This window comes from Devosia sp. (assembly GCF_039927955.1).
Taxonomy (GTDB): Bacteria; Pseudomonadota; Alphaproteobacteria; order Rhizobiales; family Devosiaceae; genus Devosia.
Map to the genome: position 1 here is coordinate 210,430 of NZ_JBDSUA010000005.1, position 16,295 is coordinate 226,724.

Genomic DNA, 16,295 nt, shown 5'->3' on the forward strand with positions numbered 1-16,295 from the left:
CTTTATGGCGCTGCCGGCGGCATGATCGCCACAGTGGCGAGCAACCCGCGATGGTTGGAGCCATAGGATTGCGGGGTTGCGGCAATCGACTGGATCAGCGCGCCACCCCGGGTGAACATATTGTCGATCGGCACGCCATAAGCACCCGCTTCGACCGGCCAGGTGGCCGGATAGCCTGGCCCGGGCATCAGCTTGGCTTCGGCTACAAACTGCGCAACATCATGCGACCAGGCAGCGGCGTTGAAATCTCCCATCAAGACCACCGGTCCCTTGAGATGGCCGATGGCCCAGCCGACCTGCTTCATTTCCCAGGGCGCGATACCGTCGAAATAGGGCTTGCTCAAATGCATCGAAACAACGGCCAGTTCCTGCCCGTGAACCATGGTTTTGGCCGTAATGAGCCGTAGCCGATTGAGCGAGGGCAATGGAATGACCCGGCCCTCGGTAAACGGCGTTTTGGACAGCAGCGTCATGTCGCAGATGGCAACGGTCTCGCAGCCCAGACGATAGGGATAGATTCGAGCCAGATCTGCCAGCCGATCCCCCAACCCGACAGCCTCCAGCACGGTGACGATGTCGGCGCCGGAACTGGCAATATAGGCAGCCGCGTCAGCACCCCGCACATTGCTGTTGAGCACGTTGAAGCTGAGGACTGACACCGTTGTCACCGGTGTCTGCTTTGCCAAAGCAGACCGCAACGATTGCTGCTGCAGCACGGTGTAGCCGCCGTCGGCGAGGCCGATGACGATCAGCCCCAACATGAGCAGCGCGCGACGCCAGGCGCCCGTCAGCAGCAACAGCAGCGGCAGGGCCAGCACGGCCAGACCAATATGAAACTGGAGCGAACTGAGCAGCGCCTCGCCGGCCAGACCGAAGTCGATATTGGTGGCGGCCAGCAAACCAACAGCCACCAGCGACAGGCCGGTCAGGACACCACGGAATTCGGGGACCACCATTTGCCTCTGCCTCACTTGCGCTGCTTATGGTGGTGCCGTAGCCGCATCAACTTGGCAAGGCGCTACCGCAACTACCAGCCATGAAATACCTTGGCTGGCGGTTATTGCGGTTGGCGCAGGAGTTATAGTTGGACTTGTCCCGCGACGAACCAGAATGTGCTGGGGTTCATGCTGACGCCCTCCCCTCGGAGACGCCAGCACGCTTTGACGAAACGGCGCTACAGCAGCTGCCGGTCATCCTTGCGCCGGCGATACTGGTGGAAGTCCAGCACATTGCCGGTCTGCTCTGGCCGGTCAAACCGGTCCGTTTCCATCAGATTGATCGTCCGCTCGATGATGCTGCGTATTTGTTGAGAGCGGCGGTCGTCGCTCCTCAGGATAACGGCGGCCCGCTCGAGGTGATCGCGAGCCAGAACATAGATCGGTGGCATCATTGGTCGCTCCAAAGGCTGAATAGGGGAAAGTGCGCCTGATTGGCCAGCGGAAGTGTGGGCCGCCATACCTTTCGTAATCTCTACGCAGGGCTTGCGTTTAGATTCAAAATGCGAGCGGACCAATAACCCGCATGTAAACCCCGCTCCGCAAGGGGTAGAACCCCGTCAAGCACAACCCCGACCTGTGTAAAAACGTCGGGCAGCGGCTTTCGCGGCTAGAGTTGCTTGCGCATCTGGGTGCATTCGATGGCGATACCGATCCGTTCCTCGGCATCCCATTCGTGTTCGCTCCAGCCGGTCTTATAATAATAGCCGACTGCCGTTTTCGCAGCATTGACCCAGAGCGTCGTGCAGCCAAACGCCTTTGCCTTGGCCTCCACCATTTCGCTCAACACCCGACCGTGGCCTTGCCCCTGCATTGGTGCGGTGATGGCCACCAGCCGAAAGATGGCGACGCTTTCAGGCCGCAGATCAAGTCGAGTAACCCCGATGGGCCGGCCATCGAGCTTAAGCAGATAATTATGGTGTTGCGGCATGCCGTCATCGGGGTGGTCGAAATCGTATCCAATCGGGGGATGCCGCCTGTCGAACAACTCCGCCTTGCGAATGGCATGATAAGCCGTCCAATCATCCGGGGCGGCCACTTCGATCAGCTCATATCCCATGAAACCCTCCCTGCCCCGGCCACCATGGGTCGGGGCTCGGGGTCTGTTGGTTAGCCGGCCATTGCGCCTTGGGCCGAAGCGCCACGTTCGATCAGCAGGCGATTATACGCATTGAGATAGGCGCGTGCCGAAGCCACCAGCGTGTCTGGTTCCGCGGCATTGCCAGAGACGATGCGACCATTCATTTCCAGGCGCACATGGGCGCTGGCCTGCGCGTCGGTACCGCCGGTGACGCCATCAACGGCGTAGAGAACCAGATGCGGCTGCTGGCCGACCGCTTCCTTGATGGCGTTGAAAATCGCATCGACTGAGCCCGTGCCCTCGAAGGTCACAGCGGTTTCTTCGCCGTCGATCGAGAGTGTCAGATTGCAGCGATGCACGCCGCCGGTCTTGGAAACGACTTCCATGTCGACCAGCCGGATACGATCGCCGACGGAGCCGACTTCATCATCCACCAGCGCGACGATATCGGCGTCATAGACATGCTTCTTGCGGTCAGCCAGATCCTTGAAGCGCACGAACGCCTCCTGGAAGGCATTGTCGCCCAGCTCATAACCCAGCTCCTTGAGCTTGTCCTTGAACGCAGCGCGGCCCGAATGCTTGCCCATTACCAGCGTCGTGGCTTTGATGCCGACGCTTTCCGGAGTCATGATCTCATAGGTCTCGGCGTTCTTCAGCATGCCATCCTGATGGATGCCGCTTTCGTGGGCGAAAGCATTCTTGCCCACGATCGCCTTGTTATACTGCACCGGAAAATTGGCTGCCGCCGAAACCACCTTGCTGGCCCGGGCCAGATGCGTGGATTCGATATTGGTGAAATACGGCATGGCATCGCCGCGCGTGCGCAGCGCCATGACCACTTCCTCCAGCGCAGCGTTGCCGGCGCGTTCGCCCAGACCGTTGATGGTGCATTCCACCTGTCGCGCACCACCGGCAACACCGGCCAGCGAATTCGCCACGGCCAGGCCAAGATCGTTATGGCAATGCACCGAAAAGATCACGTTGTCGGCGCCAGGCACCTTTTCGATGATCGTCCTGAACATCTGGAAATGTTCCTGCGGCACCGCATAGCCAACGGTATCGGGCAGGTTGATGGTGGTCGCACCGGCCTTGATCGCGGTTTCGACGCAGCGCATCAGGAACTCGATCGGCGTCCGGGTCGCGTCCATTGCCGACCACTCGACGTCGTCAATCAGGTTGCGTGCCTGCGCCACCGTCTTGGCGATGATCTCGATCACCTGTTCCTCGGTCTTCTTCATCTGGTGGGCCAGATGGATCGGCGAGGTGGATACAAAGGTGTGGATGCGGCCACGGCGTGCATGGCGCACCGCTTCGGCCGCGCGGTCGATATCGGCGGGAATGGCGCGCGCCAGCCCGGCAATCACCGCATTCTTGGCGCGCTTGGCCACTGCCGAGACCGCTTCGAAATCGCCATTGGATGCAATCGGAAAACCGGCTTCGATGATATCGACGCCCATGTCGTCGAGCGTCTCGGCAACCTGCAGCTTTTCTTCCAGCGTCATGGTGGCGCCTGGCGACTGCTCGCCGTCACGCAGCGTAGTGTCGAAAATGAAGACGCGGTCTTTATTGGAATTGGTAGCGGGGGAAGTCATTGGTCTGTTCCTATCAAACGGCCGCGAGACATAAGCTCTGCAGGCCGGACATTGCTGTGTTCGGCTTGTGACACTATCCCCTGACCACCCGCTCGCTATCCGAGCTGTCGGTTACCAGGGGCTGATAAGAAGGAGGAGCAGAACTGGAAGCAGCAGCATTGCAGCCATGATCATCATCTGGGTCTGTTTGACCTGACGCTGTTCGATTGCAATGGCGATGGCGCGCTTGCGCTGCATGACGGAAATCCAGTTACCCCATCATCATGCGCGTATTTGCGCACAGTTTCAAGCCTCTACCCTGCCCGATATTAGATCGAGATGTCTGTATCTCCGGCACGCCTGCCGGCACCAGTGCCGCTCAGGCGGCCAGTTCGTCGGCAATCAGTTGGCCCAATTTGGCGATTCCCTCTTCGATCATCGCATCGCTGGCGCAGGAAAAGCTCAGCCGCATCGTATTTGCGCCTGACCCATCGGCATGGAATGCCTTACCCGGCACAAACGCGACCTTGGCGGTCTCCAGCGAGCGTTTCAGCAGCGCCGCGCCATCCATGCCCTCGGGCAGCGTCACCCACACGAACATGCCGCCCTGCGGCTTGGTCCATTGCACGCCCGGCGGCATGTATTGGCCCAGCGCATCCAGCAACCGCGTCCGGCGGTGGCTATACGTCGCGCGGACCTTGGACACTTGCTCCTCGAACACCGTTTCGGCAACTTTGGTGATGACCATCTGGTTGATCGTTGACGAATGCAGGTCCGCCGCCTGTTTGGCCAGCACCAGTTTGCGGATCACGGTTTGCGCCCCGACAATCCAGCCGACGCGCAGGCCCGGCGCCAGCGTCTTGGAAAAGCTGCCGCAATAGAGCGTGCGGGTGCTCTCGATATCGCCGCCATGGCGCGCCAGGTCGAGTGCCAGAATTGGCGGCACCGCCTCGCCTTCATAGCGGAGCGCCTGATAGGCGGCGTCCTCGATGATGGCGATGTCGAGGCTCTCCGCCAGATCGAGCAGCCATTCGCGCTCGGCGCGGGGCATGGTCTCACCGGTCGGATTGTTGAATTCGGGCACGCAATAGGCGAATTTGACCGCCCCGCCAGCCTGCTCCGCCTGTTCGTTGTAGGCTTCGGCAGGACGATTGCTGAGCGGCGTCAGTCGATCATAGTTGGGCTCATAGGCATTGAACGCGCCGAGAGCACCCAGATAGGTCGGCCAGGTCACCAGCGCCGTATCCCTGGGCGACAGCAGCAGCTTGCCCAGATAATCCAGCGCCTGTTGCGAGCCGGAGGTGATCAGCACATTGTCAGCCGTACAGACTATGCCGATCTTGGCCATGTCGCGTACGATCCAGTCGCGCAGCGGCACGTAGCCTTCGCTGATCGAATATTGCAGCGCCGCCGAACTCTGCGGTCCGGTCAACACATCGCTGTAGGCGTCAGCAACTGCCTGCTTAGGAAACAGCGCAGCGTCGGGGATGCCCCCGGCAAAGGAAATGATGTCGGGCCGCTCCAGCAGCTTCAGCAGTTCGCGGATTTCCGACGCCTTCATGCGCATTGCGCGCGACGCGAACAACTCGTCCCATTCCATGTCAGGTCTTCCCAAATTCAATGGCCGAGACCACATCACGAAACGGCACTTACGTCAATAATGCTGACCTACTATTGCAGTCAGTCACCAAGATCCAGCACACCTTCGCCCACCACTACGGCATCGCCGCCGATGGCGCCATGCACCAGCACGTCATTGTCGAGCTTCATTTGCATCCTGATCAGACACAAACGTCCCATTTCCTTGCCTTGGCGCAGCACGAAATCCACTTGTCCACTGGAAATGTCCGCATGCTTGGCCAACAGCCCGATCAGCGCCGCCGCAGCAGCGCCGGTGCCTGGGTCTTCGCCCAGCCCCATGCCCGGAGAGAACATCCGCGCGGCCAGATCTATACCGCGCTCATTGGGGGCCTGCGTAAACACATAGACCGATTGCCGCTCATGCGGAAAGGCCCGGCCCCAAAGCCCCATGTTCAGTTCCAGCCGGGCCAGCACAGCGGTGTCGCGCACTGGAACCAGATGAAATCCCGTTCCTGCGGAATAAACCGCCGGCAGATAGGGACCACATCCGATGTCATTGACCTCGATCCCCAGCGCCAGCGCGATCGCGACCTTATCTGGCAATGGCGCAATTTCCGCCGGCAGTTGCGGCAGCGCAAATCTGGCTTCCCCCGAGCTTTTGTCGGCCTTCTCGAACAGCGCGGTGATCAGGCCGACCTTTTCCTCGATCCGAACGGCGCTGACCTTGTTTTGCAGCCCCAGGACCACTGCGGCACCGACCGTGGGATGGCCGGCAAACTGCAACTCCACGGCAGGCGTAAATATACGCACCGCCGCGGTATTGCGCTCGGCATGCGGCTTGACCAGAAACACCGTCTCGCTGAGGTTGAACTCGCGCGCAATGGCCTGCATTTCACCATCAAGCAGACCATCGGCCTTGAGCACGACCGCTAGCGGATTGCCCTGCAAACGCTGCTTGGTGAAGACGTCCAGCAACAGATAATTGAGTTTCATTTTGGCCCCCGCACGAGGCTCAAATCATGCCAATTGCCTAAGCTAGTCAAGCTGGCAGGGCAGCAATATTTAGCTTTCTGGCCCCAACGCCAGCAAAGCCCGGTCCAGACCAAGATGATCGCACAATGCGGCCACCGCAACATTGTGATCCTCGCGCCCGGGTAGGCCCGAAATGGTCACGCAGCCAATGATGCCAGCGCCCACGACCCGCAACGGGAAGCCGCCACCGGCGATGACGTAGTCAGCCGGATCTGCCGCCATGACCGGCGGGAACACCGCATCGCCATCGCGCTCGACCACAAACCGATAGCTGGCCTTCTGATAGCGCCGCACCGTGTTGATCTTGCGCCGCACCCATTCGCTGTTGTCGGCAGTGGTGCCGGGCAGCGCCGCGAAAAACATCTGCCTGTCCCAGGTCCGGATATCGACGACCAGCCGGAGGCCTTCGGCCAGCGCCCGGTTGCGGATCGACGAGCCGATAGCAAAGGCGACGTCCTCGTCCAAACTGGGCAGCAGCAGCTTCTGTTCCTGCTCGATGATGCGGGCGATATCGTCGGCTTTTGCCATGCTCAGCTGTCCTTGTGCGTCAATGCGGTCCACGCCGCATAAAGCGGTTCGCGGCTGGGCGCCTGCCCCGGAAAATTCACCTGCGCCGGATCGATCTCCACCCAGGCGGCTTTGCTGTCAGTCCAGATACTGCCGATCGGCACCGCCCAGTCCATGTCATCGAGGGTGCCCGCCCGCAACACATAGATGTCGGTGGCCGCCAGCGGCTCGTTCCAGACGCGCGTGTGGCACTTGGGGCAGGAATGCATTGCCACCTGGCGACCGCTATCGGCGGTATTGAGGTAAGTCTCGGACGTTCCGGCAATCAGCTCGAAATCGCCACGTCTCACCACCGCCGACATCGACCACGCAGCCCCGGAAAAGCGCTGGCAGTCCTTGCAGTGGCAATTGTAAACGCCGAGCGGGCTGGCCTTGAGCCGGTAACGCAATTGGCCACACTGGCAGCCGCCCTCGACTGGAAACTCCGGTAACTGCATTGGCCCCTCGCTCGACTCGCGCATTCGCTGTCGTCACATGTTTAGCCCATCGCCGGGAGCCGCTAAAGCGTCTCGCCAGTTGAAACATGACCGCTGTTTCAGGATATGTTTACGCCACGACAACAGCGGGGAACACAGCAATGGCCGAGTGTAAAGTCATCCGGGGCGGCGCCAGTTTCACGGCAAGCAGGGATTGGACTATTTTGCCGGCATATCAGCGGAATCGGCCGGCTCGACCGGCATCTGCATGCACATGCTGGTGATCCCGCCCGGCGCCAAAGCCAAGCCGCACTACCACGAGGCCCACGAAACCGCGATCTTCCAGCTCGAAGGCAGCACCTCATTTTACCACGGACCGAACCTGGAATTTCTCGATCAGGTCAACGAGGGCGACTACGTCTACATCCCCGCCGGCATACCGCACCAGCCGTTCAACCCGACCGACAAGGTGGCGCGGGCACTGATTGCGCGTACCGATCCCAATGAGCAGGAAAGCGTGGTGCTGATTTAGCTACCCCGAGCCATCAAGCACCAAGGCGTCATCGTGGGTTGCAGAACCAAAACAAAACGTCCCAAGGAAGAGCTGCGCCTAGTTCAAAATGCAGCCGCAGCTACCTAAGCACTTGTATCAGATGCATGCGGGATTGACTCACATTATCCAGATCCAGCATCCAGAACACGTAACCTTGAGGACCCGAATGCTGATTCAGAAGCCGCCCGAACTGCTGCTCAATCAACAGGGACTGCGGAAACTTGGCGGGTTGGAACAAGACGCATCCTGGCGGAATTGTCTCGTCCAATAGTGCTAGGTTCAACACATCTCCAGCATGTGCAACATAGGAGGTGTAGAGATTGCTCCCATCGTTGGCAAATTCTCGGGCGAGACTTTCATCTAAGCGGTAGCTCTGCAACTTGCTAGAAAGTGGCACGCTTTTCTGATCGGAAAGGTAGCCTTCCTTGACCAGCGAACGCTCTGCGTCGATGCAGTCGATCTGTTTGAGAATTTTCAGGGCGTAATATGCACTCGCCGGGAAAGCGCCGTTGGCGCGCCGAACGTCCACCTCGCAACATTCGATGTCGTCAGCAGGTACATGATTTAAAATAAGCGATTTTATCGCCTCCGAGACGACCATGTAATCGTCAAAGACGTAAAGTTCGCACGTTCGAGCCGGGTGCCCGTAATCAGGAATGGTGAAGGTAAACTGGCCTACATTTGCCGGCAGGCGCCTGCGGGCACACCGACCAGTCCCGCCGACCAGCCACACGTCTGGCGTCGCACCCAGGACCCCGACCACCTTGGCTTTGGTCTGGTGGAACGGTCGCTCAAAAAGCTTGAAAACTCGTCCGTCAATCATGAGAGGCCCGCTTTACAACGAGTTGTACGAGCCGGTTATAGCCGGAGAAGAAGTCTCTCCTCCGGCTATTTAAAAAAGTAGTTAGTTCTTTTCTTTGTTGACCAGCGCGCCGGCCTTGATCCAGGGCATCATGTCGCGCAGCTTGGAGCCGACTTCTTCGATCTGGTGCTCATCGGCCAGACGACGGGTGGCCTTGAAGCGTGAACCGCCGGCCTTGATTTCCTGCATCCATTCCGAGGTGAACTTGCCCGACTGGATGTCGTGCAGCACGCGCTTCATCTCGGCCTTGGTTTCCGAGGTGACGATACGCGGACCCGAAACATATTCGCCCCACTCGGCGGTGTTGGAGATCGAATAGTTCATGTTGGCGATGCCGCCCTGATAGATCAGGTCAACGATCAGCTTCACTTCGTGCAGGCATTCGAAATAGGCCATTTCTGGTGCATAACCAGCTTCGACCAGGGTTTCAAAACCAGCGCGGATCAGCTCGACCAGGCCACCGCACAGCACAACCTGTTCGCCGAACAGATCGGTTTCGCATTCTTCGCGGAAGTTGGTTTCGATGACGCCCGAACGGCCGCCGCCAACACCCGAGGCATAAGCCAGCGCGATGTCATGGGCATTGCCCGAGGCGTCCTGATGCACGGCGATCAGGCATGGCACGCCGCCGCCCTTCTGGTATTCGCCGCGCACGGTATGGCCCGGGCCCTTCGGCGCGATCATGATCACGTCGACGGTCGACTTCGGTTCGATCAGGTTGAAATGCACGTTCAGACCATGGGCGAAGGCCAGCGCGGCACCGTCGCGGATGTTCGGCTCGATGTGCTGCTTGTAGATGTCGGCCTGCAATTCGTCCGGCGTCAGCATCATGATGACATCGGCCCACTTGGAGGCGTCGGCAACCGACATGACCTTGAGGCCTTCGCCTTCGGCCTTTTTGGCCGACGGCGAACCGGGACGCAGCGCCACGACAACGTCGGTGACGCCGGAGTCGCGCAGGTTCAGCACGTGGGCATGGCCCTGGGAACCATAGCCGACGATAGCAACCTTGCGGGATTTGATGATGTTGAGATCGGCATCACGATCGTAATAAACGCGCATTGGAGTTCTCCCTGTTATTGCGGTGTTGAGGGCCCGTAGAGGGCAAAGAAATGATCGGTCGCGGCCTTGGCGTCCGCGTCGATATTGGTCTGCATCAGCGTCTTGTCGCCGAGCAGCAATCTGATCTGCACGTCGCGGACGACGAGCCCGAAAAAGGTGCGGAATGCCTCTTCGCTGCTATCAAAGCGCAGCAGGCGTGCGTCCCTGCCCGCTTCCAGAATTGGCTTGAGCCGACGGCGGATGGCCAAGGGACCATTCTCCAGCACGATGGTGCCGAGGCTGTCCTTTTCCTGCGCTGCGTGGGTAACTGCGGTGCGATTGAGCGTCACCGAGATTTCCCCGGTCAAAACCGTCAGCAGATCCTTGGCGAACTGTTCGACGCTGAGCCGGAGCGACTTGGCCGATAGCCCGGACCGCGACACCTGCGGCATCCGCACCTTGGCCGCCTGCCATTGCACCGTGGCGGTCAGAAGGCCATCACGATCGCCAAACCATTTGTACAGCGTTTCCTTGGAGCAAGAGGCCCGGCGGGCGACCGCTGTCATGGTCAGCCCGTCGCCATTTTCGACCAATAGATCGAGCGCCGCTGTCAGCACTGCCTGCTGACGCGGGGTAAAGCTCTCTTCATTGACCTTGATGGCCAGCGCCACGCTAAAATCCTCGTCCCAATCTTTCGCAAGCCGTACCGTACCGTACGGTTCGGCGCAAGTGGGAAGTTGACCGGGTAGATGAACCAATATTCCACATATGCCCTGCCGACCGTGCAACGCTTTGCCACGCGTCCGAGTTATCCCCGCAGCGTCAATCATTTAGCAGGAGCACACCATGCTCAAATGGGCCTTGATCTTCTTTGTCGTGTCCCTGATCGCCGGTGGCCTAGGGTTTACCGGCCTGTCCGCCGCCACCGGCGGCATCGCCAAAATCCTGTTCTTCATCTTCATCGCCCTGGCCGTACTGACGGTGGTGATCGCCTTGGCAATCGGCCAGATGGTGTTTTAGGCTACCGCTGCAGCCCGTTTCCGCTCGCTGATCCAGCGATTGAACCGCGCCAGCGCCAGTCCAAAACCAATCAGCAAAAGCCCTCCACCGAGAATGGCGAAGGGCTCTGGCCCCAGCCACTCGAACCATTGGGTATAGAAATGAATGCCGCCGAAGACCGCGACGGCATTGACAACCCAACGGCGATTGGCCGTGACTGCCCATAGGCCAAAGGCCAGCAGCGCCAATGCCCAGACGATGCTGAACGCCCCGCTCGACCAGCCGAGCAAACCATCCCCGAATAGCGAGCCAACGAGGAATGCAGCGTTGACCATCAGGATGGCGGTGCGCATGGCAATGATCGCCAACCGCTCATACATATGTGGCAGTCGCAACGACAGCAGATAGAGCCCCAGGATCAGCAGGCACAGTACACCGATGGTCAGCGCTGGCCGATCGACGCCGAGAAAGTAGCTGGCACTCCAATAGGCCGTCGTGCTGCCCATCGCCACCGACAGCATCAACACGGACAGCGAAGCCAGCAGGCCAGACAGCGCGGCGACGGACGCCACGGCCAATCCAACGGCCAGCGCCAGATTGATCCACACAGAACCATTCGACAGCAGCATCACCCCGCCCAGCACACCGAGCGCGCCGATGACGGTCACGATCTGCGCAAAGACCGCCCAGCGCACGACTTTGGAGATGGTCAGCGACATGCCCAGAGCCATCAGCAAGCCGCCGATAACCACGGCGGTGATCGCGGACGGCAGAAGCACCCCTGCCCCCAGCGCGACGGCAACCGTGCCAAAGGCGAGAAAGATATTGGTGCCCAGCGCTGTCGTGTCGGATGCCGCCAGGCCTTTCAGCCGCACTGCCTCATCCTTGGTCAGCTTGCCGCCGGCAACCAGAGCATCCAGATCCAGCGTGACTTTCATGGCGCTCCCCCTTGCAGCAACTGATACCGCGCTGCCTCTGAATCGCCAACAGCAGCTTATGCATCAAGCGCATGGTCAGATTTCTTATATCGGCACTTGCCGATGGAAGGCGAAAAGACCAGATTGCAAACTCTGTTATCGCCATCCACCGAGTTTTCCATGTCCAAGCTGTTTTCGCCTTTCGCCCTGCGTGACCTGACCCTGCGCAACCGCGCCATCGTGGCGCCGATGTGCCAGTACTCAGCCATCGACGGCCTGGCCAATGACTGGCACTTTGCGCATCTGTCGCGCTTCGCGCTGGGCGGCTTCAGTCTGGTGCTGCTCGAAGCAACGGGCGTCTCGCCCGAGGCGCGCATTTCCTATGCCGATCTTGGTCTATGGAAGGACGAACAGATCGCGCCGCTCAAGCGGATCGTCGATTTTCTGCATTCTCAGCACACTGCCGCTGGCATCCAGTTGGCCCATGCGGGACGCAAGGCCTCAACCTCAGTCGGCTTTCACAAGGGTCTCGATCCCGCTTCGGTTGGCTATGAGCACTGGACGCCAGTGGCCCCGAGCGCCATCGCCCATTCCGACAACGCGGATTTCCAGACTCCCACCGCGCTGGACGAAGCCGGACTGAAGCACGTGGTGACCTCATTCGTCGATGCGACCAAACGGGCCGATGCGGCAGGTTTCGACACCGTGGAAATCCATGCCGCCCACGGCTACCTGCTCAATCAGTTTCTTTCCCCACTCGCCAACAAGCGCACCGACAATTATGGCGGCAGCCGCGAAAACCGCATGCGCCTGCCACTCGAAGTGGTCGAGGCGGTGCGCGCCGCGTGGCCTGAAGGCAAGCCGCTGCTCGTGCGCATCTCGACCAGCGACAATGCCGAAGGCGGCTGGCAGGTTGAGGACAGCGTGGTGTTCGCCAAGGCACTGAAGACGCTCGGCGTCGATCTGGTGCATTGCTCCAGCGGCGGCTTTGCCGAAGGCACGATCAAGCCGGAACCGCTATATCAGGTCGCCTTCGCCAAGGGGGTCCGCGACGGCGCAAAAATCGCCACCGCTGCGGTTGGCTTGATCAGCACGCCGGAAGATGCCGAAGAGATCATCGCCAGCGGCGAAGCCGACGTGGTCGCCTTTGCCCGCGCCGCATTGGATGATCCGAACTGGGCGCTGCACGCCCAACAGGTTCTGGATGCCTCCGCGCAGGATTACTCGCTGTGGCCCGCGCAGGCCGGCGCCCGTATCAAGGACCGCGACCGGGTGCTGCACATTCGCGGGTTTGCCACAGTCTAAGCCGGCGCAATACCCGAAAAGCACCACACCCGCATCGCAAAATCACCGCATTGTCCGGGCCACTCTTGCACTATCGATCTGTTGACACCAGATCGGTGGTGACGAGGGAGAATACCGATGGATACCAAAGCCGCGATCGTTGCGCTGATGAGTGTATGGGGCGTTGGACTTTGCGCCACAGCGCCAACTCTTGCCGCGGAAACGGAAGACGTAGCTGACGATCCCGGTATGGAAAACCCGCTGCTCAATCGCGTCTGGGTCCGCACTGATGAAAGTACCGGCCTGCCCGGCGTGATGCAGATTTTTCTCGCCGACGGGACGCTGGTCAGCGATAGCTGCTGGGAAACCTACCGCCTCTCCAAGTGGCAGCAGACCTCGCCCACCGCCATCAGTTGGGATGAAGACGGCACCACCATCACCGCCGATATTGCCTCGGTCAGCAATAGCGAACTGGTGTTGAAGCTGGCTCTGGGCAAGGATGTGCAGGAGCAGCATTTCACCGTCGCCGCAACGCCGTTTCTCTGCCCGGACATGCCGAAATAGCGCTTTACAACACGACCTGCGTACCGATTTCCACCACACGCCCGGTCGGAATATGGAAGTACTCGGTGGCGTCGCTGGCGTTGCGCGCCAGCGTTGTAAACACCTTGTCCTGCCAATAGCGGATCAAGCCGCCCTTGTTGCCAGGCTTCAATGAGCGGCGCGACAGGAAGAACGATGTCGACATGATGTCGAACTTCCAGCCCAGCTTGCGGCCAAGCGCCAGCGCCTTGGGAATATTGGGCGTTTCCATGTACCCAAAAGTCACCACCACGCGGCTGAACAGCTCGTTATAGGCTTCGATCCGCACCTTCTCGTCGTCGTTGACGCGCGGCGAGGCGGAGGTGCGCACAGTGAGGATAACGTTCTGCTCATGCAGCACCTTGTAGTGCTTCAGACTATGCAGCAGTGCCGTGGGCGCCCCATCGATATCGCTGGTCAGGAACACGGCGGTGCCGGGTACAACCATAGGCTTTTTCTTGGACAGGTTATCAACGAGAAATTGCAGCGGCACCTCGTCCTTCCTGGTCTTGGCGGCCAACCGGTCGCGGCCAGTCATCCAGATGATCATGATCACCGCAGCGACCATGGCAACCGCAGCCGGCACCCAGCCACCCTGGAACAACTTGGAGGCATTGGAAGCGAAGAACCCGCCATCGATCAGCAGGAACACCACGCCAAACAGTATGACGAGGGCGGGGTGCCATTTCCAGTTACGCCACATCACCACAACCAGCAGCGCCAATGTCACCAGCATCACCCCGGAAACGGCAATTCCATAGGCGTTGGACAACGCATCGGAACTGCCAAAGGCCAGCACCAATAGCAGCACGCTGATCATCAGGAATGAATTGATCTGCGGCAGGTAAACCTGTCCGCTCTGGGTTTCCGAGGTATGGAGCACCACCATGCGTGGCAGCATATTGAGCGCGATAGCCTGTTGCGTCAGGCTGTAGGTACCCGAAATCACGGCCTGGCTGGCGATGACTGTGGCCGCAGTGGCCAGCGCCACGAACGGCCCAAGCGCCCATTCGGGCTGCATTTCAAAGAACGGGCTGTGGACATTCTCGATGCCCTTTTGCAGCACGAAGGCGCCCTGCCCGAAATAATTCAACAGCAGGCATGGGAACACCATGCCGAACCAGGCGACCACGATCGGCTTCCGACCGAAATGGCCTAGATCGACGTAAAGCGCTTCGGCACCGGTAACCGCCAGAAAGATCGCGCCGATTACCACAAAAGCTACGCCGGCATGGGTGATCAGGAATTGCGCCCCCAGCAGCGGGTTGATCGCCGCCAGCACGGCTGGGTAGGAGATGATGTGGACCAAGCCTGACAGGCCCAGCGCCAAAAACCAGATTGCCGTGACCGGCCCGAAGACGATCGAGACCTTGGCAGTGCCAAAGCGCTGCACGAAAAACAGCCCGACAATTATGACCAGCGTGATCGGCACCACGAAACGCGACAGATTCGGCTGCACGATCTCGATACCTTCGACCGCCGAAAGCACCGAAATCGCGGGAGTAATGATGGCGTCACCGTAAAACAGCGCCGCGCCCAGAATACCCAGGCCCAGGATCCACGCCGGCGGTTTGGTAAAGGTCTTGCGGGCCAGCGCCATCAGCGACAGCGTACCACCTTCGCCATTGTTGTCGGCCCGGGTCACGAAGAAAATGTATTTGACGGTCACCGTCAGGGTCAGCGCCCAAATGATCAACGACAGCAGGCCCAGCACTTCAAAGCTGGTGGATGATGCGCCAGGGCGCACCGACATGGCCTGGCGAAAGGCATAGATCGGGCTGGTACCGATATCGCCATACACCACCCCAAGGGCCCCCAAAGTGAGAACCCAAAAGTCTTTTTTGCTGTGGGGAGTGTGGTCGTTCGCATCGACGCCGGCATGAGCGCCGGCCGCATTCGTCTGCGTCATGAACCTGTTGCTCTTCGTGGACAAAGCCGGCGGGTTCTACACCCGGCGCGGTTCACACACAACACATAGCTTGTCGCAGGGTTGCCCTGCAAAAACAACAAAGGCCACATCCGGGGATGCGGCCTTCGCCGGTAAACGAAAGTCAGCAAGGACTTTCGAATAAATTATTCGGCAGCCTTGGCAATTGCGGCGTCGTTTTCGCGCGCCGCCTTGGCAGCGTTGCCCCACCAAATGATCTGGTCGAGCAGGTCCTTAGCAGAGTTGCCGATCGAGCCTTCAATTTCGGCAATCGACTTGGTGCCGCCGAAACCAGGATGGACAGCCATGAAATCTGCACCGGCGATATGAACGGCCGACCGGGTGTTGACCATCTGCAGTTCGATTGCGATGGTGCGGGCGTGTTCAATGGCGCGCGCGCCGCCAACGGTCCCGTAGCCAACAAAGCCGACAACCTTGCCGGACCATTCCTTATAGGCCTGGTCAAAGGCATTCTTCAGCGCGCCGGTGATGGAACGGTTGTATTCGGCAGCGACCACGATGAAACCATCGAATTCGCCAACCTTGTTCTGCCACTTGACCGCGTTCTGGTTGGCCGAAGGCATCCAGGCATTGGAGGCCATTTCGTCAAAGAACGGCAGGTCGAAATCGCGCAGGTCGAGAATTTCGGCTTTGATCTCGGCACGTTCATTGGCCTTTTCGAGGATCCACTGTGCCGGCTTTTCGCCGAAGCGGGTCGGGCGGGTGCTGCTGATGATGACGCCGATTTTGAGTTTGGACATTTCGCTCTCCTGATGGACTTTTCGAAAAGCGGGATACCGCTTTGGGAAACCTGTTTGACGATCCGCCGACTCTCATGGGTCAGGAACAAATCGTAACTGAGGCTGTATATGTGCCTTCCCCAGGGA

General features: G+C 59.8%; 19 protein-coding genes. 4 read left to right on the top strand and 15 right to left on the bottom strand.

Annotated features, from left to right (window positions below; translation table 11 throughout):
* Window positions 1-2: 2 nt before the first annotated feature.
* The 9 genes from ABIT12_RS02955 to ABIT12_RS02995 all read right to left on the bottom strand — a co-directional run bounded on the left by ABIT12_RS02955 (window position 3) and on the right by ABIT12_RS02995 (window position 7,264).
* A complete protein-coding gene (locus tag ABIT12_RS02955; RefSeq protein WP_348043177.1) occupies window positions 3-956 on the bottom strand; it encodes an endonuclease/exonuclease/phosphatase family protein in 954 nt (317 codons plus the stop codon).
* Window positions 957-1,174: 218 nt separating this feature from the next.
* Window positions 1,175-1,390 carry a hypothetical protein gene (locus ABIT12_RS02960; RefSeq protein WP_348043179.1) on the bottom strand — a complete coding sequence of 72 codons (216 nt, stop codon included), beginning with the start codon at window positions 1,388-1,390 and terminating at the stop codon, window positions 1,175-1,177.
* A gap of 215 nt (window positions 1,391-1,605) precedes the next feature.
* Window positions 1,606-2,055, bottom strand: a complete 450-nt coding sequence (locus tag ABIT12_RS02965) for a GNAT family N-acetyltransferase (RefSeq protein ID WP_348043181.1) — start codon at window positions 2,053-2,055, stop codon at window positions 1,606-1,608.
* 50 nt (window positions 2,056-2,105) lie between these two features.
* Window positions 2,106-3,668 (bottom strand): 2-isopropylmalate synthase, encoded by a 1,563-nt coding sequence (locus tag ABIT12_RS02970; protein ID WP_348043183.1) that lies wholly within the window; start codon window positions 3,666-3,668, stop codon window positions 2,106-2,108.
* Window positions 3,669-3,779: 111 nt separating this feature from the next.
* A complete protein-coding gene (locus ABIT12_RS02975) occupies window positions 3,780-3,905 on the bottom strand; it encodes a hypothetical protein (protein ID WP_348043185.1) in 126 nt (41 codons plus the stop codon).
* Between the two features lie 121 nt (window positions 3,906-4,026).
* Window positions 4,027-5,247: a PLP-dependent aminotransferase family protein gene (locus tag ABIT12_RS02980; protein ID WP_348043187.1), complete on the bottom strand. Its 1,221-nt coding sequence runs from the start codon at window positions 5,245-5,247 to the stop codon at window positions 4,027-4,029.
* An 80-nt stretch (window positions 5,248-5,327) separates the two neighbouring features.
* Complete coding sequence (locus ABIT12_RS02985; protein WP_348043189.1) at window positions 5,328-6,221, bottom strand: PhzF family phenazine biosynthesis protein; 894 nt, start codon at window positions 6,219-6,221, stop codon at window positions 5,328-5,330.
* A gap of 69 nt (window positions 6,222-6,290) precedes the next feature.
* Window positions 6,291-6,788 (bottom strand): heme-degrading domain-containing protein, encoded by a 498-nt coding sequence (locus ABIT12_RS02990; RefSeq protein WP_348043191.1) that lies wholly within the window; start codon window positions 6,786-6,788, stop codon window positions 6,291-6,293.
* Between the two features lie 2 nt (window positions 6,789-6,790).
* Window positions 6,791-7,264, bottom strand: a complete 474-nt coding sequence (locus tag ABIT12_RS02995; RefSeq protein WP_348043193.1) for a GFA family protein — start codon at window positions 7,262-7,264, stop codon at window positions 6,791-6,793.
* A gap of 193 nt (window positions 7,265-7,457) precedes the next feature.
* Here ABIT12_RS02995 and ABIT12_RS03000 point away from each other — a divergent pair, with 193 nt between their 5' ends.
* On the top strand, window positions 7,458-7,775 hold the full coding sequence (locus ABIT12_RS03000; protein ID WP_407065575.1) for a cupin domain-containing protein: 318 nt from the start codon (window positions 7,458-7,460) through the stop codon (window positions 7,773-7,775).
* A gap of 100 nt (window positions 7,776-7,875) precedes the next feature.
* Here the strand turns inward: ABIT12_RS03000 and ABIT12_RS03005 are convergent, their stop codons facing one another.
* From ABIT12_RS03005 to ABIT12_RS03015, 3 genes are all read right to left on the bottom strand, one after another.
* Complete coding sequence (locus ABIT12_RS03005; protein ID WP_348043195.1) at window positions 7,876-8,619, bottom strand: imm11 family protein; 744 nt, start codon at window positions 8,617-8,619, stop codon at window positions 7,876-7,878.
* Between the two features lie 81 nt (window positions 8,620-8,700).
* On the bottom strand, window positions 8,701-9,720 hold the full coding sequence (gene ilvC, locus ABIT12_RS03010; RefSeq protein ID WP_348043197.1) for a ketol-acid reductoisomerase: 1,020 nt from the start codon (window positions 9,718-9,720) through the stop codon (window positions 8,701-8,703).
* Between the two features lie 14 nt (window positions 9,721-9,734).
* Window positions 9,735-10,370 carry a TetR/AcrR family transcriptional regulator gene (locus ABIT12_RS03015; protein ID WP_348043199.1) on the bottom strand — a complete coding sequence of 212 codons (636 nt, stop codon included), beginning with the start codon at window positions 10,368-10,370 and terminating at the stop codon, window positions 9,735-9,737.
* 175 nt (window positions 10,371-10,545) lie between these two features.
* On the opposite strand from ABIT12_RS03015, the gene ABIT12_RS03020 reads away from it, so the two are divergent.
* The gene (locus ABIT12_RS03020) at window positions 10,546-10,719 is read left to right on the top strand and encodes a DUF1328 domain-containing protein (RefSeq protein WP_348043201.1); all 174 of its coding nucleotides are present in this window, start codon (window positions 10,546-10,548) and stop codon (window positions 10,717-10,719) included.
* Here ABIT12_RS03020 and ABIT12_RS03025 read toward each other — a convergent pair.
* Window positions 10,716-11,636: a hypothetical protein gene (locus ABIT12_RS03025; protein ID WP_348043203.1), complete on the bottom strand. Its 921-nt coding sequence runs from the start codon at window positions 11,634-11,636 to the stop codon at window positions 10,716-10,718. The two genes, ABIT12_RS03020 and ABIT12_RS03025, sit on opposite strands and share 4 nt — an antisense overlap.
* A gap of 159 nt (window positions 11,637-11,795) precedes the next feature.
* Between ABIT12_RS03025 and ABIT12_RS03030 the strand changes: the two genes are divergently transcribed.
* Together ABIT12_RS03030 and ABIT12_RS03035 are read left to right on the top strand one after the other, a co-directional pair.
* Window positions 11,796-12,920 carry an NADH:flavin oxidoreductase/NADH oxidase gene (locus ABIT12_RS03030; protein WP_348043205.1) on the top strand — a complete coding sequence of 375 codons (1,125 nt, stop codon included), beginning with the start codon at window positions 11,796-11,798 and terminating at the stop codon, window positions 12,918-12,920.
* A 117-nt stretch (window positions 12,921-13,037) separates the two neighbouring features.
* Complete coding sequence (locus ABIT12_RS03035; RefSeq protein ID WP_348043207.1) at window positions 13,038-13,463, top strand: hypothetical protein; 426 nt, start codon at window positions 13,038-13,040, stop codon at window positions 13,461-13,463.
* 4 nt (window positions 13,464-13,467) lie between these two features.
* Here the strand turns inward: ABIT12_RS03035 and ABIT12_RS03040 are convergent, their stop codons facing one another.
* Together ABIT12_RS03040 and ABIT12_RS03045 are read right to left on the bottom strand one after the other, a co-directional pair.
* The gene (locus ABIT12_RS03040) at window positions 13,468-15,390 is read right to left on the bottom strand and encodes a potassium transporter Kup (RefSeq protein WP_348043209.1); all 1,923 of its coding nucleotides are present in this window, start codon (window positions 15,388-15,390) and stop codon (window positions 13,468-13,470) included.
* Between the two features lie 164 nt (window positions 15,391-15,554).
* A complete protein-coding gene (locus ABIT12_RS03045; RefSeq protein WP_348043211.1) occupies window positions 15,555-16,169 on the bottom strand; it encodes an NAD(P)H-dependent oxidoreductase in 615 nt (204 codons plus the stop codon).
* Window positions 16,170-16,295 lie beyond the last annotated feature (126 nt).